This is a genomic window from Arthrobacter sp. V1I7 (assembly GCF_030817015.1).
Lineage (GTDB): Bacteria > Actinomycetota > Actinomycetes > Actinomycetales > Micrococcaceae > Arthrobacter.
This window is the reverse complement of the sequence record NZ_JAUSYS010000001.1, coordinates 1896511-1921343: the sequence shown is the minus strand read 5'-3', so window position 1 is coordinate 1921343 and position 24833 is coordinate 1896511. Positions and strand designations below refer to the sequence as shown.

The following is a 24833-nucleotide window of genomic DNA, read 5'->3' as shown; positions in this document are numbered from 1 at the left end:
ACTGCTACTTCTTGGCCTTGTCCTTGGATTCGTCCGTGGTGAGGGCTGCGATGAAGGCTTCCTGGGGGACCTCGACGCGGCCCACCATCTTCATCCGCTTCTTGCCTTCCTTCTGCTTTTCCAGCAGCTTGCGCTTTCGGGTGATGTCACCGCCGTAGCACTTGGCGAGCACATCCTTGCGGATGGCGCGGATGCTTTCACGGGCGATGATCCGCGAACCGATGGCGGCCTGGATGGGCACTTCGAACTGCTGGCGCGGAATCAGTTCGCGCAGCTTGCCCGTCATCATCACGCCGTAGGCATAGGCCTTGTCGCGGTGCGTGATGGCGGAGAAGGCATCAACCTGTTCGCCCTGGAGCATGATGTCCACCTTGACCAGGTCGGCGACCTGATCGCCGTCGGCCTTCCAGTCCAGCGAGCCGTAGCCGCGGGTCTTGGACTTGAGGATGTCGAAGAAATCGAAGACGATTTCGGCCAGCGGCAGCCGGTACCGGATTTCCACCCGGTCCTCAGAGAGGTAGTCCATGCCGCCGAGAACGCCGCGCCGGCTCTGGCAGAGCTCCATGATGGCGCCGACAAACTCGCTCGGCGCAAGGATGGTGGCGGAAACCATCGGCTCGCGGACTTCGGCGACCTTGCCGGAGGGGTACTCGCTGGGGTTGGTCACGTGGACGATCTTCTTGTCTTCCAGCGTCACCTCGTATTCCACGTTGGGGGCGGTGGAGATCAGGTCCAGGTTGTATTCGCGTTCCAGGCGCTCGCGCGTGATTTCCAGGTGCAGCAGGCCCAGGAAACCCACGCGGAAGCCGAATCCCAGCGCGGCGGACGTCTCCGGCTCGTACACGAGCGCCGCGTCGTTGAGCATCAGCTTCTCCAGCGCATCGCGGAGCACCGGATAGTCGGTGCCGTCCAGGGGATACAGGCCGGAGAAGACCATGGGTTTGGCATCCGCATAGCCGCTGAGCGACTTCGTGGCCGGTTTGGCCAGGTTGGTGACGGTGTCGCCGACCTTGGACTGGCGCACGTCCTTAACGCCGGTGATGAGGTAGCCGACTTCGCCGACGCCGAGGCCCTTGGAGGGGGTGGGCTCCGGGGAGCTGACGCCGATCTCGAGGAGTTCGTGGGTGGCGCGGGTGGACATCATCTGGATGCGTTCGCGGGGGTGCAGCATGCCGTCGACCACGCGGACGTACGTCACCACGCCGCGGTACGTGTCGTAGACCGAGTCGAAGATCATGGCGCGGGCCGGGGCGTTGGGGTCGCCCACAGGGGCGGGCAGGTCGCGGACGATCTTGTCCAGCAGGACCTCGACGCCGGCGCCGGTCTTGCCGGAGACGCGGAGCACGTCGTCTGGATCGCCGCCGATGAGGCTGGCCAGCTCCGCCGCATACTTCTCGGGCTGCGCGGCCGGGAGGTCGATCTTATTCAGCACCGGGATGATCGTGAGGTTGTTTTCCATCGCCAGGTAGAGGTTGGCAAGGGTCTGCGCCTCGATGCCCTGAGCGGCGTCCACGAGAAGCACGGCGCCCTCACAGGCCGCGAGTGAACGGGAGACCTCGTAGGTGAAGTCGACGTGCCCGGGGGTGTCGATCATGTTCAGCGCGTAGCTGGTGCCGTCGAGCTCCCACGGCATGCGGACGGCCTGGGACTTGATGGTGATGCCGCGTTCGCGCTCAATGTCCATCCGGTCCAGGTACTGGGCCTTCATGTCACGGGACTTGACGACGCCGGTGTACTGGAGCATCCGGTCGGCCAGCGTGGACTTGCCGTGGTCAATGTGCGCAATGATGCAAAAGTTCCGGATGGTGGCCGGATCTGTTGCGGCAGGCACCGGGGCGGTGCGGGCCATGGGAGACACGCAGGGTCCTTACTGTTGGCATTACTGTTGGCATTTGCACGGTCCGTGCGGATGGTGGTGACATCCCGCGACGTGCCGCGTATCTGAACTTATAGTCTCCCACGTCCCGGCGCGGCGAAGTGCATTAGTGCCCTCCGCGACCGGGCGGCCCCGCTGGTGGCCCCGGTAAGGTTTCCCCATGGCATTGAACCTGCGCGTGATCGGCAACGCCGTCCGCACCACCCTGCGCCTCCTGGACCGGCTGACCGGCTCTGTATCCGGCAGCTCCGGCACGCTCTCGGCGGCCCCGGCCCCGCCCCGCGGTACGAGCCCCGCGCCGCGGGGAAAAACGGCTCCGGCGCGGGCGAAGACGGCACCCCGCCCGGGGAAGTCCGCCGGCGCGGCGGGTACCGCCGGGAACTACCCGGGGGACTTCCGCGGAACCGGGGCCGTCCGCTACACTCCCTCCCCCAATGGCCTTCCCGAGCCCGGTGAGGTGGTCTGGACGTGGGTGCCCTATGAAGAAGACCATTCGCAGGGCAAGGACCGCCCGGTACTGCTGGTAGGCGACACCGGGGGCTACCTGCTGGGGGTCATGCTGACCAGCAAAGACCATGACAACGGTGGACGCCGCGCCGAGGATTACGTGGACATCGGCACCGGGCCCTGGGACCGGCAGCGGCGCCCCAGCGAGGCAAAACTGGACCGCATCCTGCAGATCAACCCTGCAGACGTCCGGCGGGAAGGGGCAGTCCTGGACTCCGGCCGCTTCAGCCTGGTCGCCTCGGCCCTGCGGACCCGTCACGGCTGGTCCTGACCGCTTGCCCTCCCGGATCGCTCCCGGACCGGCGTCTCTGCTATGATTTACAGCTGTGTGTCCGTGCAGGTCGACGGCCACATATGGTTGGTCGCCATAGGTATCCCCACGCCGCTCAGTCAATGGCCAATCTGAAAGCCCTCTAGACCATTTTCCGCATTGAAAAAGAGAGTTCACACGTGGCTAATATCAAGTCCCAGAAGAAGCGCATCCTCACCAACGAGAAGGCTCGCCTGCGCAACAACGCAGTCAAGTCCGAGCTGAAGACGGCCATCCGCGCCGTCAACACCGCCGTTGAGTCCACCGACAAGGATGCCGCGGCTGTTGCACTGGTTTCTGCCAGCCGCAAGCTGGACAAGGCTGTCAGCAAGGGAGTTCTTCACAAGAACAACGCTGCAAACCGCAAGTCCGCGATCTCCAAGAAGGTCAACGCGCTGTAAGGTTTCCAGTTCAACTGAACTGATGAATGTGGCCGGCCCCCTCACGGTGCCGGCCACGTCCAGTTAAAGCCACTGCCAGAATGGGTTGGCACTACCATAAACCGGCTCAGACTCGTCCCTGGCCCGGCCAGGGCGCCGGCTCCGCTCGGGGACGGGATCATCCGCCGCCCAGGAGTGCCTCAGCGGCGGACCGAGGTCGCTATCACGGTCACGGCATGTTCCACGGCGTAGACGGGGTCCCGGGAGAGTCCCTTGACCTGCGCGTCCGCTTCAGCCGTCACCTGAATGGACCGGACCAGTCCCTCCGGCGTCCAGCGGCGCACCTCGCGCTGCGCCTGCTCGACCAGCCACGGCTGCATCCCCAGCTGCTTGGCAATTTGGGCCGATGAGCCCTGTGCCCCCGCGACCTTAGCCAGGCTGCGCAGCTTTGAAGCCAGCGCAGCTACCAGCGGAACAGGGTCGGCGCCGGTGGCCAGGGCATGCCGGAGGGTGGACAGCGCCAGCGGGGCATTCCCGGCGAGGGCAGCATCGGCGACTTTGAAGGCCGTTGCTTCCACGCGGCCGCCGTAGTACCGGTCCACCATGGCGGCGTCCACTCCGGTTGCGGCATCTGCGATCAGCTGGGTGCAGGCAGCCGCCAGTTCCGCCAGGTGCGCGCCGACAGCGTTAACCAGTGCGTGCACCGCGTCGGGGTCAATGCGGCGGGCCGCGGCCTTGAACTCTCCGGTCACGAAGGCCACCTTGTCCGCGTCTTTCTTCAGCGGCTGACAGTCAACCACCGGCCAGCCGCCCGCCTTGATGGCATCCAGCAGCTTTTTCCCACGCACGCCACCGCCATGGCGGAGGACCAGTACAGCATCGGGTTCGGGGTGCGCCAGGTACTTCAGCGCGTCGGCCAGGAAGGCGTCGTTCATGGCCTCGAGCCCCTCGACTTCGATGAGCTTCCGCTCACCGAACAGGGACGGGCTGACATTCATCGCGAGCGAGCCCGGCTCGTAACTGCCGGCACTGAGCCGGCTGACTTCGACATCGGGCGCGGCCGCGCGCACCTGGGAGCGGACCCGGTCCATCGCGCGGATACCCAGGTAGTCCTCCGGACCGCCGATCAGCACGACGGCCGCCGGCGTCACATCACGCCAGGTGGCCGTGATCGTCGCGGCGGTCCTGGGGCGTTGGGTCTGGGCAGCAGCCACTCGTGATTCCTCCGGGAAGTTCGTTTGCAGACTCTAAGCGTGCCACGGCCCGGGCGGTCCACCAAGCCGCGTTGGACGCGTCCGACCGGCCCCTGCAGGCCGGGGTGGCCGCACGACAGCCCGGTGAGGATGGCGACCGTCCGCCTCTGGGCCGCCACTGCCCGTGCGACGACGGCGGCGGGGTGCAGGACCAGCCACACCGAGGTGAGGACCGCCACGGAGAACAGCACCATCGTGGCCATGCCATAGGGGCCCTCCGGCCAGGGCAGGACGGCCCCGGGGAGATCCGCAAAGAAGCGTGCTATGCCGGCGACCCCGCCTGCGAAGACCGCCGCAACCGCCAGCGGAGCCGCGGCGAGCCCGGGCGAAATCGGCACGAGCGGTACGGCGGCCGTCCCGAACAGGGTGACCGGCGGGACCAACGCGGAGGCAACAAGATTTGCGGCCAAGGCGTAGGTCGAGAACTGAGGCTGAAGGAGGACAATCGCCGGGCCGCAGAAAACCTGCGCCGCCAACGGTACGGCAAGTCCGGCAGCCGCCCAGCGCGGCACAGCCCTGGGCAGCCAGGACATGATCGGCCTTCCGGTCACCACAATGCCCAGCGTGGCCAGCACCGAAAGCAGGAACCCGAAACTCGTGGACAATCCCGGATCCGTCAGCAACAGGCCAATAACGGCAAGGCACAGGAAGCTGAGACCGCCTCCGGTCCGGCCGCCGACCAGGGAAACGAGACCGATGGCGCCCATCACGGCGGCCCGCAGGACGCTGGGGTCCGGTCCCACCATCAGGACGAACATTCCCAGCCCGGCGAGGCACACGGCTGCGGCGGCAACCCGGCCCAGGCGGAGGCCGCGGGCGAGCAGCAGGAACACCCCCAGTATGATGCTGCAGTTGGCCCCGCTGACGGCCGTAAGGTGGGTCATTCCGACCGTTTTCATCGAGCTCTCCAGGTGCGGGTCGAGGCTGCTGGTGTCGCCCGTGACCATCCCCGGCAGCAAGCCCGCGGCGTCCCCTCCGAAGCGCCCTGCTGCACTGGCCAGGTCCTCCCGCAGCGACCTGGCACCCTGCTGCAGTGGGCCCGGGTCTGCCAGCGTTCGCGGCGCCGAGGAGGCCGAGAGGACGGCCGCCGCGATTTGGCCCGGCTCCGCCGGTCTGAGTTTTCCGGTCGTCCGGATCCGCTCCCCCGGCAGGGCGTGTTCCCAATCCGGGCCACCCAACACCAGCACACCGGCGGCCGCCCGGATCCTGCGGGCGTCCCAGTCCATGGCGACCAACATGGCCGGTACGGCCCACCGGTCGGCCAGTCCAGACCGTCCCGGCGACGAGAGCCGCCGCGGGGCACCGGCAACGACGACTTCAGCCACCACCGGAGCGTTGGCCGCCACAGCGCCTGCCAGGTCCGCATCGTGGCGCTGAGCCGAAGCAACGGCTGCGTGCGAGCCCGCCACGGCGGAAAGCAGCAGCGCCACCGCCGCAGTAGCCAACAAGCTGCGGGGCGCCGACCCGCTCCGTCCGGATGATTCGGTGGTGGCGGTCCGGCCTCCTGCCCGGGCCGCGACACGCAGCAACAACGCTCCGGAGCCTGCCAGAAGCGCAGCGCACAGGACAGCGAGTGCGCCGGGGTCCAGCCAGCCTCCGGCGGCCGCTGTGGCCCAGGCCAGGAGCGCCGCCGGAACCAGCCGCAGGTCCGTCCGGCGTGCCGGCTCCCCGGAATGCTCCGGACCGGAACGGTCCGGAGCTGTGGCGGCCAGCTGCCGGTCCCTCAGCCAGACGCGGATGTCCGCACGTCCGGCCCCTGCCCGGGTGCCCGCCCGGGCACGTCCTTCCCCTGCCTGGGCAGGTCCGGCCAGTCGCGGCGGTGTCGTGCTGGCAACGCGGTGCCGGGTGTCGCCGCGGCCGGCTGACGGCGGACCGTCGACCGCTGCGTCAACGTACCGTTGCCAGCGGCTCTGCCGCGCCATCAGACCCGCACCAGCGGAAGCAAGGTCTCAAGCAGCTTGGGCCCCACTCCGTCGACGGCATCGAGCTCGTCCACCGTCTGGAAGCGGCCGTGTTGCTTGCGCCAGTCCACGATGCGCTGGGCCAGAACCGGCCCGACGCGGGGCAGCGTGCCGAGTTCCTCGACGCCTGCGGTGTTCAGATTGATCCTGGTTCCGCCGGCCGCACCCCCTGGTCCGGCACTCCCCGTGCCGGCGCTCCCGGAACCGCCCGTGCCGGCGGCTTGGCCGCTGGAGCCGGCGGCTTCGCCGGACGAGGCCTCCGGCTGCCCCCGCTCGGGCACGACGATCTGCTGGCCGTCCTCGACAACCGCGGCGAGATTGAGCCGATCTGGTTCTGCCGAGCCGGTGGTGCCGCCGGCCGCGGTGAGGGCTTCGTGCAGGCGGCTCCCCGCCGGCAGCTCGACCACGCCAGGACGTACCACCGCGCCGGCCACATGGACAATGATCCTCGTCGGCTCTGAGCTCGTGCCATCCCGGGCCTGCGAAGACTCGGGGCGGGGCCCTGCGTTCTGCTGTTGAACGCCGACTGAGGACACGTCTCCCAGCGGGACCATCTCCGGCGCGCCGGTCACCGCACGCCACCAAAACCAGCCGCCGAGCACGGCGGCAACCGCTCCGAGCAGGGCGGAGGCCCTCAGGCCGGTGCGGCTCCGGACTCCGGGCGCGGCCGGACTGTGTCCCGGCGCGGCCCGACCGAGTCCCGGCGCAGCCGGACTGTCTCCGGTCGCAGCCGGACGGGTTCGGTCAGGCTGGTCCGCGACGGGGTCGGCCGCCGGCATGGGCTCCAGCAGGCCGTTCCCGACCCCGCTGCCATCCGGCGCGCCGAGCATGGCTGACAGCCGGTGCCGGGCAGCGGGAACGCCGGCGGGCAGTTCAGTTCCGGGCTTCCGGTGTGACAGGCTCCGGCGTGACATAGGACCAACGGTAGGAACTCCCCGCCCGTGTTCCCATCCCGTGCCGGGTCTATGTGGAAAGCAGTCCGGACAAGGCCGGCGGAGTACTGCTCTCCCCCACAATCACAGCCAGCACCCCGAGGCCGGCATGGGCGGCCAGCGCGGCCGGGAGGGCGCTGATCTGCGCCGCCGGACAATCGGGCAGAGCGACGGCGAGCCGCGCCGCGAGCCGTTCGGCCTCCGGCTGGTTACCGAAATGGTGAATGGCGATTCTGGCGTGCCCGACCGGCCTGGCCGCGACGTCGGCTGCGACGATCTCCTCCAACCGCGCCACGGCTTTGGCGGCGGACCGGACTTTTTCCAGCGGGACGATCTTCCCATCCTCGACCGCAAGGATGGGCTTGATGGAAAACATGGTGCCCCACAGCGCAGCCGCCGCGCCGATCCGCCCTCCCTGGCGCAACTGCTCAAGACTCGGAACGTAGAAGTAGACCTTGGTGAGGGCCAGCCGTTCCTCGGCGAAAGCGCGGACGTCCGCCGCGTTCCTGCCCTCCGCCGCAGCGACGACAGCGCTCTGGACCCCCATCCCCTCTGCCATCCCGACGGTGCGGGAGTCCAGGACCTGCACCGGGATAGCGACCCTGCCGGCCGCGAGGCGGGCGGCGTCGGCCGTTCCGGAGAGTTCGCCGGAAATATGGACGGACACGACCGATTCAAAGCCGCGCCGCTTCGCCGCCAGATACGCCTGTTCGAACTGTCCGGGGGAAGGCCGTGACGTCTTGACCGACCTGCCGCAGGCGATGGCCACGGCGATCGTCTCGGTGATGTCGTCCTCACCCTCACCGTAGATTTCCGCGCCCACCATGACGGGCATCGGCACTACGGTCAACCGGCCGTCGACCGTGAAAGCCCGCACCCACTCGACAGGCAGGGCGGCCGCCGAGTCTGTGACCACGGCAGTCCGCACCGAGCCGGCGGAAGGCACGGAATCGGCTCCGGAACGGGTGGCCGGACGGAGCCGCGTAAGGCGCTCCCTCAGCCACGGCCATCCTGCTGGCTCGCGGTCGGGCACAGAGCACCTCCTGCTCTCCTGGTCAGTACGTTTGAGCCGGCCGCCCGCATGCGCCGGCGGCCGCTGTTGATTGCCCTGTCCGGTTTATGCCGGGACGATGTTGACCAGCTTAGGCGCCCGCACGATGACAGTGCGGATCCCGCGCCCCTCGAGGGCGCGCTGGACGTTCTCCGACGCCAGCGCCAGCTCGCGCAGTTCGTCCTCGCCGATTCCCGCGGCAACCTCAAGGCGGTCCCGCACCTTGCCCTGAACCTGCACGACGGCGGTGACCGTGTCCTGCACCAGGAGCGCCTCGTCGTGCGCGGGCCAGCCGGCGTTGGCTACGGAGGCCGGGTGACCCAGCACGTTCCACAGATCCTCGGCCGTGTATGGCGCAAACAGGCTCAGGATGACCGCGACGGCCTCGACGGCCTCGCGGACCGCCGGGTCCGCGCCGCCGGCGCCGCTGTCGATGGTCTTGCGGGTCGCGTTGACCAGCTCCATCAGCTTCGCCACGACGACGTTGAACTTGTTGTTGTCCAGCAGGGCTTCGGCGTCGGCAATGGTGCGGTGGGTGACCGTGCGCAGGGCACGGTTGCCGGTGGAGAAGTCGACGCCGGGCGCGCTCGTGACGTCCTGCCCCAGGCGCCAGGCGCGGGCCAGGAACTTCGCGGAGCCCGACGGCGAGACATCCGCCCAGTCGACGTCGTCTTCCGGCGGGGAGGCGAAGATCATTGTCAGGCGGACCGCGTCGACGCCGAATTTGTCCAGCTGCTCACTGAGGTCCACACCGTTGCCCAGCGACTTGCTCATGGCCTTGCCGCCGTTGAGCACCTGGCCCTGGTTCAGCAGGGCCCGGAAGGGTTCGTCGGCCTCGATCAGGCCCAGGTCATGGATGACCTTGGTGAAGAACCGTGCGTACAGCAGGTGCAGGATGGCGTGTTCGACGCCGCCGACGTACTGGCCGACCGGCATCCAGTCGTTGATTTTCGCGGGATCGAAGGGACCTTCGGTGTACTGCGGGGACACGAACCGCAGGAAGTACCAGGACGAGTCCACGAAGGTGTCCATGGTGTCGGTGTCCCGCTTGGCCGGGCCGTGGCAGTTCGGGCACTCGATGTTGACCCAGCTCTCCGCGGCGGCCAGCGGTGACGTGCCCTTCGGGGACAGGTCCTCGCCGCGCAGCCCCGCCGGCAGCTCAACCGGAAGCTGCTCGTCCGGGACCGGGACCTCGCCGCAGGCCGGGCAATGGATGATCGGGATCGGTGTGCCCCAGAAGCGCTGCCGGCTCAGCAGCCAATCGCGCAGCCGGAAGTTCACGAACTTCTCCCCCGTGCCCTGCTCCTGCAGGATCTCGATGGCGGCCGGGATGGCCTCTTCCTTCGGCAGTCCGTTCAGCGCGCCCGAGTTGACCAGGGTCCCTTCACCTGTGGTCGCCTTCCCGGTGACAGCGGGATCTTCTTCACCGGTGTCCAGGACCGGCCGCACCGGCAGGCCGAAGGTCCTCGCGAAGTCGAGGTCGCGCTGGTCATGGGCCGGCACCGCCATGATGGCGCCGGTGCCGTAATCAGCCAGTACGTAGTCGGCGGCCCAGACCGGCAGCTTTTCGCCGCTCAGCGGGTTGATGGCGTAGCGGCCGGTGAAGACGCCGGTCTTCTCCCGCTCGGTGGACTGGCGTTCAATTTCCGAGAGGGCCTTGACCTGTTCGCGGTAGGCGGCCAGGGCCGCGGAGTGCTCCCCGGTCACCAGCTCGAGGGCCAGCGGGGCATCAGCGGCGACGACGAAGAACGTGGCGCCGTACAGGGTGTCCGGCCGGGTGGTGAAGACCGTGACATCTTTGGCGGGCTTCTCGCCGTCGGCCTCGATCACAAAGTGGACATGTGCGCCTTCGGAGCGGCCGATCCAGTTCTTCTGCATCGCCAGAACCCGCTCGGGCCAGTGGCCGCGCAGTTCGTCCATGTCGTCCAGCAGACGGTCAGCGTACTCGGTGATCTTGAAGTACCACTGGTTCAGGGACTTCTTGGTGACGGGAGTGCCGCAGCGCTCGCAGGCGCCGTTCACGACCTGCTCGTTGGCGAGCACCGTCTGGTCCCTGGGGCACCAGTTAACCGGCGAATCCTTGCGGTACGCCAGGCCGCGCTCGTAGAAGCGCTTGAACAGCCACTGCGTCCAGCGGTAGTACTCCGGGTCCGAGGTGTGGATCCGCCGGGACCAGTCGGCGGAAATGGCGTAGCGCTTGAAGGATGCGGCCTGTGTCTCGATATTGGCGTAGGTCCACTCGCTGGGGTGGGCGTTGCGCTTAATCGCGGCGTTTTCCGCGGGCAGACCGAAGGAGTCCCAGCCGATCGGGTGCAGCACGTCGTAGCCCTGCTGGCGCAGGTAACGCGCGACGACGTCGCCCATCGCGAACGCCTCGGCGTGGCCCATGTGCAGGTCGCCGGACGGGTAAGGGAACATGTCCAGCACGTAGCGGGGTTCCCTGGAACCGTCTTCGAGGGGCGTGAAGACCTTGAGGTCCTCCCAGACCTGCGGCCACCTGGCTTCCATCGCCGCAAAACTGTAGGCACCCTCTTCCGGGCCGTCCGTTCCGACTCCTGCTGTTCCGGTCTCTGTCTCCGGCTGAACGCTCACTGCTGGCCTCTTCTGTTCTTCAAGCCTGATTACCGTCAAGTCCGTACTTCCGGGGCCGTCCCGCTCTGGCCCCTGTCCCCTGCTGCCGGCCCGAAAGGGCCCCAGACACACAAAAGCCCCTCGACGCGGAGGGGCGGCCGCTCGACAGTCCGAGTTCTCCTCGGGATGCCGGGCGGCTAGCTAAGCAGAAGGTTCGCACGCATACATCTACTTTAGCGCCTCCGGCTGGTCCGCGGGCGGCACGCGCGGCCCCGTCCGGCCGTTCCGGCCGTGTCCCTGTCGGGAGCGAAGCGGGACAGCAGCCTGACGGGAGCGGCCCGGCAGGCCGGAAGGAAATTTCCCGGACCTGATGCGCATTCAAATTGTTATAAACGTATCACTTGGAAAAAGAGCGTATGTACTTTAATATCCGCGTCGGTGGCGGCGAGTACAGAAAATGGCCTTCCGAGTAGTCCGCACTAATTAGCAGGTAGAAAATAACGCCCATGCCAGTAATCCCAGGCCTCGTTTCGGGTAGTCCGGTAGCCGCTGCGAAAGATACAACACTTTGACGGTTTAGGTGCATCGAAAACCGGCCGGATGGAGTAATTCCGACAGTCTTGCCAAACGTTGCTAATAGGAACACTATTCTCCCAAGGTCCCTGGGGGGATTCGTATAAGGTCTCGGGTTGAGGAGTCTGTCATGTATCTATTGAGTGTTTCTGTTCTGCAACAAATATTTCTGCTGTCCGGGCGCAACACCGCCCTCGGCAGCCACCAGGAAAAGGGCTAGCCATGTTTGGCTGGGTAACGCGGTTCAGTATCCAGTTCCGCATCCTGGTACTCGCCCTCGCGGCCGGGCTCATTGCCCTTGGTGTTGTTAACGTTCCGCACATTGCGGTGGACACCATGCCTGAGTTCGCACCGGCGCATGTTGAGATCCAGACTGAGGCCTTGGGCCTGTCCGCTGTTGAAATTGAACAGCTCATTACTTCCCCGATGGAGGCCGATCTCCTCAATGGAGTGGCGTGGCTGGATGAGATCCGGTCGAAATCCGTACCGGGGCTGTCATCGATCGAACTCGTTTTCGAGCCCGGCACGGACCTCCTCCGCGCCCGCCAGCTTGTGGCGGAACGGATGACGCAGGCGCACGCCCTGCCTAACGTCTCGACTCCGCCGCTCCTCATGCAACCGATGTCCTCCACCAGCCGTGTGCTGATGGTCCGGTTGAACTCCAAGCAGCTCTCCGGCATCGAGATGTCCGTCCTGGCGCGGTGGAAGATCAAGCCGCGGCTGATCGGCATTGCCGGGGTGGCAAACGTGTCCATCTGGGGCCAGCGTGAACAGCAGCTGCAGGTTGAGGTCACTCCCACCCAGTTGCGCGACAAGGGGATCACCCTGGAACAGATCATCAGGACCACCGGCAATGCCGTCTGGGTTTCACCGTTGACCTTCCTTGAGGCCTCGACGCCGGGCACCGGCGGTTTTGTAGAGTCACCCAGCCAGCGTTTGGGCATCCAACACGTCCTTCCGATCCGCACCCCGGCCGATCTGGCCAAGGTAAGTGTGGAGGACGCGCCCCAGCCGATGGTGCTGGGCGACATCGCCCAAGTCAAGGAAGACCATCAGCCCCTGATCGGCGACGCCGTCGTCGGCCAGGATGCGGGCCTGATGCTGGTTATTGAAAAGTTCCCAGGCACCAGCACAGTGCAGGTCACCGAGGCTGTCGAGGCAGCCCTGAGGGACATGGAGCCCGGGCTTACCGGCGTCGAGATCGACACCAGCGTGTTCCGTCCCGCCACTGCCGTCCAGGACACCGTGGACGGTCTTGGCGTAGCGCTGTTGATCAGCCTGCTGATCGCAGTGGCGCTGTTCTGGCTGCTCTTCCGTTCCTGGCGGGTCGCCGTGATCGCGCTCGTGGCGATCACCACCACCGTCATGACGGCGGCGGTAGTGCTCCACGCACAGAACGCCACGCTCAACATCACCATTCTGCTCGGCATCCTGCTCGGCGTTTTCCGTGATCGTGGGCGACATCGTGGAGGATGTCCAGGCACAGCGGCGTCGGCCACTGATCACTGTGGCCACGGAAACGGATGCCACCCTGAGGTCCCGCATCATCAACGTGGTCCGTGGTGTCCGCACGCCGCTCTTCCACGCCTCACTTATCATGCTGGTCGCCCTGCTTCCGACGCTGTTCGTGACCGGTGTCGGCGGCTCCTTCTTCCAGCCGCTCTTCTGGTCGCTGGCGCTGGCTCTTGCGGCCGGGCTGCTTGTCGGCCTCGCCGTGACGCCCGTACTGGCGCAGATGCTGCTGCCCCGGGACACTGCAACCCGCCCGGAGTCTCCAACCGCAGGACGCGCGCGTGCCTACTACGGCCGGGCCGTGGAAGCCGCCCGTTCCCGCCGCGCCCTCAGTCTGGTCGCCGTTGCCGTCATCGGTGTACTCGGCCTCGCCGCCGGATCCCAACTGATGGCCAACCGGCAGCTCGTTCCCACCCTGCCGGACAGGACCCTGCTGGTTCAGTGGGACACCGCGGCCGGTACATCCACTGACGAGGTCCGCCGGATCGCATCCAAAGCCTCAGAGGAACTGCGGGCAGTGCCGGGCGTAACCGGCGTTGGCGGCCATATCGGCCGGGCCATCACCTCGGACCAGGTTGTCGGAAACAATGCAGCCGAACTCTGGGTGTCGGTTGCCGCCGATGCCGACTTCAGTGAAACAGAGCAGGCAGTCCGGGACGTGGTCCAGGGCTACCCGGGTATCGCCCATAACGTCTCGAACTACTCGCAGCAGGAAATCGGCGACAGGCGCAGCAGCATGGAACCGGGCTTTGCGGTCCGGGTCTACGGCACGGAGATGCCGGTCCTGCGCGAAAAGGCCGAAGAGGTCCGGAAGGCACTCTCGAACATCAGCGGCGTGCAGAACCCGACCATCAATGCCACGCCCATGACGCCGATCGTCGAGGTCGAGGTCAACCTCGAGGCGGCACAAAGGGTCGGCATCAAGCCCGGCGACGCCAGGCGCGCTGCCGCCACCCTGATGCAGGGTGTCATCGTCGGCAACCTCTTCGAGCAACAGAAGGTGTTTGAAGTGGTCGTACGCGGCGCGCTCGACGTCAGGGATGACCTGACCAGCATCCGTGAACTGCTCCTCGATACCCCCGACGGCGGGCACGTCCAGCTGGGCGCGATCGCCGCGGTCCGGATGGTCCCCAACGAGGTAGTCATCGAGCACGACGCCACCTCGCGGCGGATCGACATCGTAGCCGACGTCAGCGGACGGCCCTTGGCCGACATCCAGCGCGATATTGAAGCGGCAATAAAGCAAATCCAGTTCCCGCTTGAATACCACGCGGAGATTCCCGCGAAGTACAGCGAGCTGCGCGCTGCCGACGCTGTGGTGCTCTGGGTTGGAGCGGCCGCCCTTGTGGGCATCCTGCTTCTGCTCCAGACAGCAGTGCGGAGCTGGAAGCTGGCCCTCGCCGTCTTCCTGGCACTGCCGGCCGCGCTTGCCGGCGCGGCGGTGGTCGCGTGGATCGGTGCAGCGTCGCTCTCCTGGCTCTCACTGACCGCGTTTGCTGCGGTGCTGGCCATCGCTGCGCGCAACGCGACCCTGTTGTCAGCCAGGGCGGATGAGCTGTGGCGTTCCGCGCCGCACACGTCCCGTTCGGAGGTCGTTCTGACGGCAGCCCGGGAGCGGGTATCGCCGGTCCTGAAGTCAGCCCTCATCCCAGTCGTGGTCCTGATACCACCGGCTCTTCTCGGAGGAACCGTCGGCCAGGCCTTGATCGTCCCGATGCTGCTGATCATTGTGGGCGGCCTCCTTACCACGACGCTTGTGGCGCTGTTGGTGTTCCCTCTCCTGACCCTGTGGTTCGGTCCCCGCACCGCACCCGAAGAGTGGTCGGAAGTCTACGAATCGGAAGTCCCCGTTCAGCCCGTTATGCAGGAAAAGGTGGAAGCAAAATGACCAGCCAAAAGCCCCAACGGCGCCTGCCCCTGGCGGCCGCTGTCTGTGCAGCCCTCGTGTTCTCCCTCCCGGCCTGCGCCGCGCCCGTCGCCGCCCCGGCAGCCGTGGGTGAAGCCCCGGCCAAAGTGGAGAAGAACGCAGCCACCGGCATCGCGAAGCTGACCCTTACCCAGCGCGGCGTGGATCGGCTCGAACTCAAAACCGAGCCCATTACGGCGGGCACGGGAACAGAGGTCCTGATTCCCTACGGCGCCCTGATGTACGACGCCGAGGGGAAGACCTGGGTCTACACCAGCCCCGGCCCCCGGGTCTACGAGCGCCAGGGGATCACCGTAAGCCGGGTGGAAGCCGGTGTGGTCAGGGCCACCGCCGGTCCTCCGGCGGGAACCCTGGTGGTCACGGTAGGCGCGGCTGAGCTGTTCGGCGCCGAATTCAACACGGGCAAATGACATGCGCCGGATAGTCGCCGCAAGCCTGAGGTTCAGATCAATCATCGTCGCGATGGCGGCGGCGCTGATGATCGTAGGCGGTGCGCAACTCAGCAGTGCCTCGGTGGACGTGTTCCCCGAGTTTGCCCCGCCGAAGGTCGAGGTCCAGACAATCTGCCTGGGACTCACCGCCGCCGAAGTCGAAGAACTCGTCTCCGTTCCCCTGGAAGAGGCCTTCAACGGCATCGACGGCCTCGACCATATGCGGTCGAAGTCCGTCCCCCAGCTGTCGTCGATCGTGATGGAATTCGAGAACGGCACGGATCTGCTCAGGGCCCGGCAACTGGTGTCAGAGCGGATGGCGGCGGTCATCCCTACCCTGCCCACCTGGGCATCGCCGCCGATGATGCTGCAGCCGCTGTCCTCGACCAGCCGTGTCATGAAAATCGGGCTGTCCTCGGACACCCGGTCCCTGATCGAGATGTCCATGATTTCGTACTGGAACATCAGGGCTCATCTGCTCCGGGTGCCCGGCGTGGCCAACGTGGCGATCTGGGGCGAACGCCTCCAGATGCTTCAGGTGCAGGTTGATCCTGCCAAGCTGGCGGCCCACAATGTCACACTGGAAACGGTCATGACCTCCACTGGGGACGCCCTCGATGCAGGGCTGCTGCAGTATTCCCCGGGTTCCATCATCGGAACCGGCGGAGCTATCGAGACGCCCACCCAGTCCCTGGGCATCCGGCACGTCCAGCCCATCACGTCGCCGGAACAGCTGGCGAAGGTGGCGGTGGCGGACCGTGCGGGCCAGGCCCCGCTCCTGCTCTCCGACGTCGCCAACGTCGTGGAAGACCATCAGCAGCTGATCGGTGACGCGGTCATCAACGGTGGTCCCGGGCTCATGCTGATCGTCGAGAAGCTCCCCTGGGGCAACACGCTCGAAGTGACGCGTGGGGTCGAAGAGGCGATGAAACAACTCGAACCCGGCCTTACCGGGATCGCTGTGGACACCGCCATTTTCCGGCCGGCGACCTTCATCGAGGAATCCCTGGGCAACCTGGGCGTGGCTCTGTTGCTCGGATGCCTTCTGGTCATCCTGGTGCTCAGTGTCTTCCTCTTCCAGTGGCGGACGGCCCTGGTCAGCGTGACGGCCATCCCGTTGTCACTCACGGCCGCGGCCCTCGTGTTGTATTGGACCGGAGGCACGATTAACACGATGGTGCTTGCGGGGTTGGTGATTGCCGTCGGGGTGGTCGTGGACGATGCGATCATCGACGTCGAAAACATCGTCAGACGGCTCCGGCAACACCGGGCAAGTGGCGGCACCGAAAGTACTGCCAGGGTGGTGGTCAACGCCTCGCTCGAGGTCCGCGGACCGATTGTATACGCCACCCTGATCATCGTTGCTGCCACGGTGCCGATCTTCTTCCTGGACGGGCTGACGGGGGCGTTCTTCCGGCCCTTGGCCACTTCCTACACCCTCGCGGTGATGGCATCCATGCTCGTGGCGCTCACGGTCACTCCGGCGCTGGCGTACATCGTCCTCCGGAACGCCAAACTGGAGGATCGCGACCCGCCAGTCGTGCGGGTGCTGAAGCGCTGGTACGCCAGCGCGCTCCGCCCCATCGTCCGCCGACCCGTTCCGGGGTACCTTGCCCTGGGTGCTTTGGGCGTCGTCGGCATTGTGGCGGCCCCACTGCTGGGCCAATCGCTGCTGCCGTCCTTCAAGGAACGGGACTTCCTGATGCACTGGCTCACGCAGCCCGGCACGTCCAACTCGGAGGAAGTGCGCGTCAGCGAGCTGGCCTGCAGGGAACTCATGACGATCCCGGGGGTGAACAATTGCGGGGCGCACACCGGACAGGCCTTCAACGCCGATGAGGTGGTGGGCGTCTACTTCGGTGAAAACTGGATCAGCGTCGACCCCGCGGTCGACTACGACGAGACACTCGCGGCAGTTCAGGAAGTGGTCGACGGCTATCCGGGCATAGTCCGAGACGTCCAGACCTACCTTAAGGAGCGCATCCGCGAGGTCCTGACAGGCACTGGTTACGCCGTCGTCATCCGCGTGTACGGCGACGATCTGAATACCCTGAAAAAGGAGGCTGACAAGCTCAAAACCATCCTGGCCGGCATCGAGGGAGCAGTGGGGGCGAAGGTCGCGCTCCAGGCGAGCATTCCACAGGTCAATGTGGAAGTGAACGTGGAGGCCGCTAGCCGCTACGGGCTGAAGCCGGGCGACATACGCCGCGCCGCAGCCACCCTGGTCGCCGGCGAGGAAGTGGGCGACATCTACCGGGACGGCAAGGCCTACGATGTCCAGGTGTGGAGCCCGCCGGAAATCCGGACAAGCGTCACGGACATCGAGAACCTCCCGCTCGATACTCCGAGCGGGCAGAAGATCCGGATGGCCGATGTCGCATCGATTGCGGTCAAGCCCACGCCGAACGTCATTGAGCGTTCGGAGGGGTCCCGGCGCATCGATGTCAGTGCCAACGTCAAGGAAGGCGATCTGGCGAAGGTTGTCGAGAAGTTGGAATCCGAGATGAAGTCGGTCGAGTTCCCGGTCGGCTACGAAGCGGTTGTCCTCGGTGAATACGCAGAGCGCCAGGCCGCCTCGCAGCGGCTCATGCTCTACTCGATCGGCGCGGTCATCGTGGTCTTCCTGCTGCTCCAGGCGGCGTTCCGCAGTTGGCGGCTTGCCGTACTGTCCATTTTGACGCTGCCGGTCGCCCTCGTGGGCGGTATTATCGCCGCGCACATGAGCGGCGGCATCCTCTCCCTGGGGTCGCTGGTCGGCTTCCTGACACTGATGGGCCTCGCGGCCCGCAACGGCATCCTGCTCATCAACCACTGCCAGCACCTGGAACAGTTCGAGGGCATGCCCTTCGGCAAGGACCTGGTGCTGCGCGGAGCTGCCGAGCGGTTGGCCCCGATCCTCATGACCACCCTGGCTACCGCCTTGGCCCTCGTGCCGTTGGTGGTCATGGGCAATATTCCCGGTCATGAGATTGAACACCCGATGGCGGTGGTGATTCTGGGCGGCCTCGTCACGTCGACGCTGGTCAACCTGTTCATCGTCCCCTCGCTGTACCTGCGGTTCGCCAAGAAGGGTCCGGCACGTCAGCGCCCGCCCCGTCAGCCCGAACCAGTCGGGGCGTCGGTCTAGCCGCGGTCACACCAGGAGCAGGCAGACAAGAAGAGCTCCGGCCGGGAACCCGGCCGGAGCTCTTCTGTGCTGAACAGCTTTACTTCACGTCCTCGTCGACCCAGTCCATGGACTTGCTGACGGCCTTCTTCCAGAGCCGCATCTGACGCTCCCGCTCCGCCTGGTCCATCTGCGGTTCCCAGCGCTTGTCCTCGGACCAGTTGGCCGAGCACTCGCCCAGGTCCTTCCAGAAGCCGACGGCAAGCCCTGCGGCGTAGGCGGCCCCGAGGGCGGTGGTCTCGACGACCTTCGGCCGGATCACCGCGACGCCGAGGATGTCCGCCTGGAACTGCATCAGCGCATCGTTGGCAACCATGCCGCCGTCGACCTTGAGCTCCGTCAGCGGCACGCCGGAATCCGCGTTGACGGCGTCGAGGACCTCGCGGGTCTGGAAGGCGGTCGCCTCCAGCGCCGCACGGGCGATGTGATTCTTGTTCACAAAGCGGGTCAGGCCGACGATCGCGCCGCGGGCGTCGGAGCGCCAGTAGGGCGCGAACAAGCCGGAGAATGCCGGAACGATGTAGACGCCGCCGTTGTCCTTAACCGAAGCGGCGAGGGTTTCCACTTCCGGGGCGCTGCTGATCATGCCGAGATTGTCACGCAGCCACTGGACCAGCGACCCCGTGACGGCGATCGAGCCCTCCAGCGCGTAGTGCGGAGCCGCATCGCCGAGCTTATAGCCCACCGTGGTCAGCAGCCCGTTCTTGGAGTGCACGATCTCCTCACCGGTGTTGAAGATGAGGAAGCAGCCCGTGCCGTAGGTGTTCTTGGCCTCGCCGGTGTCGAACGCGGCCTGGCCGAAGGTCGCCGCCTGCTGGTCACCCAGGATGCCGGCAACAGGAACCTCACGCAGCAGTTGGGAGGTGTGGACCATGCCGTAGACCTCGGAAGAGGACTTGATGGCCGGCATCATGGAGGCCGGAACACCGAAGGCGTCCAGGATCTCCTGGTCCCAGGACAGTGTCGCCAGGTCCATGAACATGGTCCTGGACGCGTTGGTCACATCCGTGACGTGCACGCCGCCGTCGGTCCCGCCGGTGAGGTTCCAGAGCACCCAGCAGTCCGTGTTGCCGAACACCAGATCGCCGGCCTCAGCCTTGGCCCGGGCACCTTCGACGTTGTCCAGGATCCACTTGATCTTGGTGCCGGAGAAGTAGGTCGCCAGCGGCAGGCCCACCTTCTGTTTGAAGCGCTCCGGTCCGCCGTCCTTGGCCAGCTCATCGACGATCGGCTGGGTACGGGTGTCCTGCCAGACGATTGCGTTGTAGATCGCCTTGCCGGTCGTCTTGTCCCACACGACGGCGGTTTCGCGCTGGTTGGTAATGCCGACGGCGGCAATGTCATGGCGGGTCAGGTTCGCCTTGGACAGGGCCGAGGCAATGACTTCACGGGTGTTGTTCCAGATCTCTGCCGGATCGTGCTCCACCCAGCCGGCCTGCGGGAAGACTTGCTCGTGCTCCATCTGCCCGGAGGAGACGACGTTGCCGCTGTGGTCGAACACGATGGCGCGGGTGCTGGTGGTGCCCTGGTCAATGGCGATTACATACTGGTTCATGTTGACGTCCTTGTCTACTGTCCTGCGGTTATGGGGGGTACTGACGAGGGGAAACTAGGCCGCGGCGGTGGCGATGATCGGCACCACGAGGGCGACGAGCCCGGCGATGCCCCCGCCAATCAGCGGTCCGACGACCGGGATCCAGGAGTAGGACCAGTCACTGGAACCCTTCCCCTTGATCGGGAGCAGCGCGTGCGCGATCCGGGGGCCGAGGTCACGGGCCGGGTTGATGGCATAGCCCGTGGGTCCACCGAGCGAGACGCCGATACCCACCACGAGCAGGGCCACCGCCAGCGGGCCGAGCCCGGAGGGTGTCCCGCCGAAGGTCAGGATGACAAACACGAGGACAAAGGTGCCGATGATTTCCGTGGCCAGGTTCCACGGGGTGGAGCGGATCGCCGGGCCGGTGGAGAAAACGCCCAGCTTGTTGGCGGGCTCAGGCTCGGCGTCGAAGTGCTGCTTGTGGGCCAGCCACATCACCACGGCGCCCAGGAAGGCACCGGTAAGTTCACCGCCGAAGTAGGTGAGCGTGGAGGCGAAGTCGACAGGAACGCCGGGGGCGTACTCCCGCTTGCCGTTGAGCAGCAAGCCGAAGGTGACGGCTGGGTTCAGGTGTGCCCCGGACCTGGCTGCGACGTAGACGCCGGCGAAGACGGCAATGCCCCATCCCCAGGTGACCATCAGGAACCCGCCGTTGTTGCCCTTGGTGCCTTTGAGCGCAACGTTCGCCACAACGCCGCAACCCAGCAGGGTCAGCATTGCGGTACCGAATACTTCGGACAGGAAAACTATTCCAAGAGACATCTTTGACTCCTCTATTTTCTGTTGTCAGCCCCTCGCGATTTGAAGGGCTGTTGGGCCGGCAGCGTGTGGGCGCCGCCGGCCGGCAACTGCGCCGGTCCCGTCATGGGCCCCGCAGTCCTGGCGCCCGGACGTCCCCCGTCCGGGCGCCGAGGTTTTGTCAGGAGACCAGGCTGTGAACCTGGACTCCGTGGAACCGCTTGAGCACCTCCTGAGCGTGGCTGATCTCGGAGGCTCGCGTTGCCGTGTCCCAGCCCAGCGGGCCGGACAGGATTTCGGCAACCTCGTTCAGCAGCTCGCCGGTCACCAGTCCCCGGAACGCCAGGGACGTGCGGCGGATCAGGACATCGACCAGGTGCCCGATCTGCTCGTTCTGTGCCATGAATTCGAGTTCGCGGACGCTGAGTTCGCGGGTGGAGTGCAGCAGCCGGTCGGCGCTGCCGGCGCTGCCGCTGTCACTGTCACTGTCACTGTCCAGGAAGCGGATGACGTCCTCGGCGCGGGAGCCGTAGCGTGTGAGCAGGCCGGCGGTACGGTCCGCGTCGCGGCGGTCCGACATGTGCTCCTTGATCCAGCGCTGGACGCCGTCCTCGCTTTCCGGGAATCCGGCGCCGCCGCCGATGGCGAGCTTCGCCGTCGAGACCTTGCGCTCCATGCCGAGTTCGGCGAGGACGTCGTTACTCAGGTGCTCGGCCAGGGCGCGGAAGGTGGTCCACTTTCCGCCGACGAGGCTGAGCACGACGGCGCCGCTGCCGCCGGCTCCCCCGGCCAGCCGCGCCGGGGCCGAACGACGCTCGATGCGGTAGTCCCGGCTGACGAAGCCCGGCTGGGTCGCGTCGTGCTTGGGCAGCGGACGCACCCCGGAGAAGGTGTAGACGATCTGTCCCCGGTCCACCTGGATGTCGGGGAAAACGTGGCCGATCAGGTCAAAGAAATAGTCGATCTCGGACTCCGTGCAGACAGCTTCCTCGGCCATGTCCGCGTCGACGTCCGTGGTTCCGACCAGGACCCGGTCCCCCATCGGGTAGATCAGCACAATCCGTCCGTCGGTTGTGCTCAAAGAAGATTTCGCGGCCGTTGCAGGCCGCGAGCAGCTCCGGGTGGTCCAGGACGATATGCGATCCCTTGGTGCCGCCCATGAAGGAGGACGCCGCACCCAGGGCTTCATTGGTCAGATCGACCCAGGCGCCCGTGGTGTTGACGATTACGTCCGCGCTGAAGTCGAAGAGCTCCCCGGTAAGTTCGTCGCGGAGCCGGACCGTACTGCCGGGCCCGGAACCGGCCGCTCCTTCCATCGAATCGAGCGAGACGTAGTTGCTGGCGCGGGCCGTGCCCCCGGAACCGCCGGCCCGTTCGCCGTCCTGCAGCACGTCGAGGGTGAGCCGCTCCGGGTTGTGGACGGAAGCGTCGAAGTACGTGGCGGCATATTTGATGCCCGGATGCAGCCGCGGCAGCTCCGCCAGGGCCCGCTTGCGCCCGCGGAACTGGTGGCGGGGTACCGTTCCGCCGTCGCGGGAGAAGAAGTCATAAAGGCTCAGTCCCAGCTTGATCAGGAAGGCGCCGCGCTCCTTGGGTGCACCCTGCTGCTTGTGGGTCAGGAAACGAAGCGGCGCCGCCAGGACGCCGGAAAAGGTGCTGAAAACGGGGATCGTGGTCTGCAACGGTTTGACGTAATGCGGAGCGATGCGCAGCAGCCGGTTGCGCTCGACCACAGATTCCCGGACCAGCCGGAACTCCCCGTTTTCGAGGTACCGGATGCCGCCATGAATCATGTGCGAGGAGGCACCGCTGGCGCCCTGGCAGTAATCGCCGCGCTCCACGAGCGCTACATCCACGCCCTGCAGGGAAAGGTCCCGGAACGTGCCCACTCCGTTGATTCCGCCGCCGATGATCAGCACCTGGGCCTTCGGTCGCATCCGCAGCCTCTGCACCGGCGCGCGGGTGCTTGCCGGCCGGTGGTTGCGGGCTGAATCCTTCTGTCCCAAAACTGCTCCCTTGGGTTTGGCTCTGCGCGGCGCGCCCCGTGGCGCGTCGCCGTTCAAGACTATTGTTTGGAATAATGGAAAATGGAGTCAAGCTCTATGCACAAACGTGCAGAACGGAAGATCCGAATTGAGTTCACGCCAGTCCGACGCCCTCCGCGCCGCCCAGCTGTACTACCTCCAGGACCTGACCATGGACGCGATCGCGCGGGAACTCCGGACCTCCCGGTCGACCGTGTCCCGGCTGCTCTCCTCGGCGCGGGAATCCGGTCTGGTGCAGGTCCAGATCCGCAATCCGCTGGACACCGGCCCCGAGCTGGAGCACATGATCCGGGCCGAGTACAAGGTGGACGTTCATGTCGTTCCAGTGGTCGACACTCTCAATGAGGCGGAAACACTGGACAGAGTGGCCATGCAGGCGGCCCGCACCATCGGCCCGCTCGTGGATTCGAACGCCATCATCGGTGTCGCCTGGGGCTCAACCCTGAGCGCGGTCAGCCGGCATCTGACCCGGAAGATCACCCATGACAGCGTGATCGTCCAGCTCAACGGGGCCGGAAACATGCAGACCACCGGCATCACCTACGCCTCGGACATCATGCGCCGCTTCGGCAGCGCGTACGGGGCACGGGTGGAGCAGTTCCCGGTGCCCGCGTTTTTTGACCACGCCGCAACAAAGAAGGCGATGTGGAATGAGCGAAGTGTGCAGCGCATTCTGGCAATGCAGGCCCGGATGAGCATCGCCATCTTCGGCGTCGGATCCGTCGACGCCGACTACCCCAGCCACGTCTATGCGGGCGGCTACCTCGACGAGGACGACCTGGACATCCTGGCCAGCTCCGACGTCGTCGGTGACGTGGCGACCGTGTTCTTCCGCGCGGACGGTTCCTCGGACGGAATCGTCCTCAACGAGCGGTCCACCGGGCCGGACATCGCGCAGCTGCGCCAGGTCCGGCGGCGGATCTGCGTGGTATCCGGGGCGTCCAAGATCAACGGGCTGCGCGGGGCGCTCGCCGCCGGTCTGGCCACGGACCTGATCCTCGATGAGGCCAGCGCCCGGCGGCTGGTACGGTTCGACGGCGTCTCCTGACCGGCGGACAGGCAGCGACGTGGGGGTCCGCGACGGCCTGTCCGCGGCGGCGCGGCCGGGGCAATGGGTAGAGTCGTTGCTATGAGAATCTCCCCCCGGACGACCCTGAACAACGGCGTGCTGATCGACCGGCTGGGATTCGGGCTCTACAAGGTCCCGCCCGGGAAGGCCACCGGGCTGGTGACCATGGCACTGGAAGCCGGCTACCGGCACTTTGACACCGCAGCCATGTACGGCAACGAAAGCGGAGTCGGCAGGGCCATCGGCGGCCTCGCCGGGTCCGAGCGAGCCGGTGGCGGGTCCGGCGAATTGTTCCCCGCCCTGTCCCGCGAGGACCTCTTCGTCAGCACCAAGGTCTGGAACGACGATCACGGATACGACGCGACGCTGCGGGCGTTCCATACATCCATGGCCAACCTGGGACTGGAGTACATCGACCTATACCTGATCCATTGGCCCTGCCCCCGGAAAGGGCTGTTTCCGGAAAGCTACCGCGCCATGGAAACGCTCTACCATGAGGGCAAGGTCCGGGCGATCGGCGTGTCAAACTTCCAAGCCGACCATCTGGACCGGCTGATGGAGACCGCGGAAGTGGTCCCGGCCGTCAACCAGGTTGAGCTGCACCCCTGGCTGCAGCAGGCTGAGCTGCGGAAGAAACACGACGCACTCGGCATCCGCACGGAGGCCTGGAGCCCGCTGGGCCGGGGACAGGTGCTCCACGACCCGGTGATTCTGTCCCTGGCCGCCGAACATCGGCGCACGCCGGCCCAGATCATCCTTCGTTGGCATCTTCAGCTGGACAACATCACGATTCCCAAGGCCAGCTCCTCCGACCGGATCCGGGAAAACCGGGCGGTGTTCGACTTCGAACTCTCCGCCACGGATCTTGCCGACATCGCAGCGGTGGACCGCGGTTTCCGCACCGGCTCCCACCCCGACAACGTCAACTAGGACC

Annotated in this window: 15 protein-coding genes and 2 pseudogenes; 8 read left to right on the top strand and 9 right to left on the bottom strand. The window is 66.3% G+C overall.

All coding sequences use genetic code 11. The features are described from left to right. Positions 1-4 precede the first annotated feature (4 nt). Positions 5-1858, bottom strand: a complete 1854-nt coding sequence (gene lepA / locus QFZ69_RS08965; protein ID WP_306917426.1) for a translation elongation factor 4 — start codon at positions 1856-1858, stop codon at positions 5-7. Positions 1859-2036: 178 nt separating this feature from the next. Between lepA and QFZ69_RS08960 the strand changes: the two genes are divergently transcribed. Both QFZ69_RS08960 and rpsT read left to right on the top strand, forming a co-directional pair. After that, positions 2037-2654 carry a type II toxin-antitoxin system PemK/MazF family toxin gene (locus QFZ69_RS08960; RefSeq protein ID WP_306917424.1) on the top strand — a complete coding sequence of 206 codons (618 nt, stop codon included), beginning with the start codon at positions 2037-2039 and terminating at the stop codon, positions 2652-2654. A 179-nt stretch (positions 2655-2833) separates the two neighbouring features. Next, positions 2834-3094, top strand: a complete 261-nt coding sequence (rpsT, locus tag QFZ69_RS08955) for a 30S ribosomal protein S20 (RefSeq protein WP_306917422.1) — start codon at positions 2834-2836, stop codon at positions 3092-3094. A 179-nt stretch (positions 3095-3273) separates the two neighbouring features. Here the strand turns inward: rpsT and holA are convergent, their stop codons facing one another. The 5 genes from holA to leuS form a co-directional block, all read right to left on the bottom strand. Further along, a complete protein-coding gene (gene holA, locus QFZ69_RS08950; RefSeq protein WP_306917420.1) occupies positions 3274-4287 on the bottom strand; it encodes a DNA polymerase III subunit delta in 1014 nt (337 codons plus the stop codon). Beyond that, the gene (locus QFZ69_RS08945) at positions 4221-6248 is read right to left on the bottom strand and encodes a ComEC/Rec2 family competence protein (protein WP_306917418.1); all 2028 of its coding nucleotides are present in this window, start codon (positions 6246-6248) and stop codon (positions 4221-4223) included. Before QFZ69_RS08945 ends, holA begins: the two co-directional genes overlap by 67 nt. Beyond that, complete coding sequence (locus tag QFZ69_RS08940) at positions 6248-7201, bottom strand: helix-hairpin-helix domain-containing protein (protein WP_306917416.1); 954 nt, start codon at positions 7199-7201, stop codon at positions 6248-6250. Before QFZ69_RS08940 ends, QFZ69_RS08945 begins: the two co-directional genes overlap by 1 nt. A 49-nt stretch (positions 7202-7250) precedes the next feature. Further along, the gene (locus QFZ69_RS08935) at positions 7251-8252 is read right to left on the bottom strand and encodes a DegV family protein (protein WP_306917414.1); all 1002 of its coding nucleotides are present in this window, start codon (positions 8250-8252) and stop codon (positions 7251-7253) included. A gap of 84 nt (positions 8253-8336) precedes the next feature. After that, entirely contained in the window at positions 8337-10862 is a 2526-nt protein-coding gene (gene leuS / locus QFZ69_RS08930) for a leucine--tRNA ligase (RefSeq protein WP_306917412.1), read from the bottom strand. A gap of 774 nt (positions 10863-11636) precedes the next feature. Between leuS and QFZ69_RS08925 the strand changes: the two are divergent. The 4 genes and pseudogenes from QFZ69_RS08925 to QFZ69_RS08910 form a co-directional block, all read left to right on the top strand. After that, a pseudogene (locus QFZ69_RS08925) lies at positions 11637-12794 on the top strand (efflux RND transporter permease subunit); the annotation flags it as partial. Between the two features lie 67 nt (positions 12795-12861). Further along, positions 12862-14814, top strand: a complete 1953-nt coding sequence (locus QFZ69_RS08920; protein WP_307000046.1) for an efflux RND transporter permease subunit — start codon at positions 12862-12864, stop codon at positions 14812-14814. Next, positions 14811-15263 carry a hypothetical protein gene (locus tag QFZ69_RS08915; protein WP_306917409.1) on the top strand — a complete coding sequence of 151 codons (453 nt, stop codon included), beginning with the start codon at positions 14811-14813 and terminating at the stop codon, positions 15261-15263. The genes QFZ69_RS08920 and QFZ69_RS08915 overlap by 4 nt, the downstream gene beginning before the upstream one ends. Before the next feature lies 1 nt (position 15264). After that, the gene (locus QFZ69_RS08910; protein WP_306917407.1) at positions 15265-18411 is read left to right on the top strand and encodes an efflux RND transporter permease subunit; all 3147 of its coding nucleotides are present in this window, start codon (positions 15265-15267) and stop codon (positions 18409-18411) included. A gap of 79 nt (positions 18412-18490) precedes the next feature. On the opposite strand, the gene glpK is transcribed toward QFZ69_RS08910, so the two are convergent. The 3 genes and pseudogenes from glpK to QFZ69_RS08895 all read right to left on the bottom strand — a co-directional run bounded on the left by glpK (position 18491) and on the right by QFZ69_RS08895 (position 22722). Further along, the gene (gene glpK, locus QFZ69_RS08905) at positions 18491-20005 is read right to left on the bottom strand and encodes a glycerol kinase GlpK (RefSeq protein ID WP_306917405.1); all 1515 of its coding nucleotides are present in this window, start codon (positions 20003-20005) and stop codon (positions 18491-18493) included. A gap of 54 nt (positions 20006-20059) precedes the next feature. Continuing rightward, positions 20060-20809 carry an MIP/aquaporin family protein gene (locus QFZ69_RS08900; RefSeq protein ID WP_306917403.1) on the bottom strand — a complete coding sequence of 250 codons (750 nt, stop codon included), beginning with the start codon at positions 20807-20809 and terminating at the stop codon, positions 20060-20062. Positions 20810-20966: 157 nt separating this feature from the next. Continuing rightward, a pseudogene (locus QFZ69_RS08895) lies at positions 20967-22722 on the bottom strand (glycerol-3-phosphate dehydrogenase/oxidase). Between the two features lie 196 nt (positions 22723-22918). Between QFZ69_RS08895 and QFZ69_RS08890 the strand changes: the two are divergent. Together QFZ69_RS08890 and QFZ69_RS08885 are read left to right on the top strand one after the other, a co-directional pair. Continuing rightward, positions 22919-23878: a sugar-binding transcriptional regulator gene (locus QFZ69_RS08890; protein WP_373461838.1), complete on the top strand. Its 960-nt coding sequence runs from the start codon at positions 22919-22921 to the stop codon at positions 23876-23878. An 81-nt stretch (positions 23879-23959) separates the two neighbouring features. After that, positions 23960-24829, top strand: a complete 870-nt coding sequence (locus QFZ69_RS08885; protein WP_306917401.1) for an aldo/keto reductase — start codon at positions 23960-23962, stop codon at positions 24827-24829. Positions 24830-24833 lie beyond the last annotated feature (4 nt).

Coding starts and splice junctions, on each gene's coding strand:
- QFZ69_RS08945 (WP_306917418.1), bottom strand. CDS start 6,248: ATGGCGCGGCAGAGCCGCTGGCAACGGTACGTTGACGCAGCGGTCGAC.
- QFZ69_RS08900 (WP_306917403.1), bottom strand. CDS start 20,809: ATGTCTCTTGGAATAGTTTTCCTGTCCGAAGTATTCGGTACCGCAATG.
- QFZ69_RS08915 (WP_306917409.1), top strand. CDS start 14,811: ATGACCAGCCAAAAGCCCCAACGGCGCCTGCCCCTGGCGGCCGCTGTC.
- glpK (WP_306917405.1), bottom strand. CDS start 20,005: ATGAACCAGTATGTAATCGCCATTGACCAGGGCACCACCAGCACCCGC.
- QFZ69_RS08940 (WP_306917416.1), bottom strand. CDS start 7,201: ATGTCACGCCGGAGCCTGTCACACCGGAAGCCCGGAACTGAACTGCCC.
- QFZ69_RS08885 (WP_306917401.1), top strand. CDS start 23,960: ATGAGAATCTCCCCCCGGACGACCCTGAACAACGGCGTGCTGATCGAC.
- QFZ69_RS08960 (WP_306917424.1), top strand. CDS start 2,037: ATGGCATTGAACCTGCGCGTGATCGGCAACGCCGTCCGCACCACCCTG.
- QFZ69_RS08910 (WP_306917407.1), top strand. CDS start 15,265: ATGCGCCGGATAGTCGCCGCAAGCCTGAGGTTCAGATCAATCATCGTC.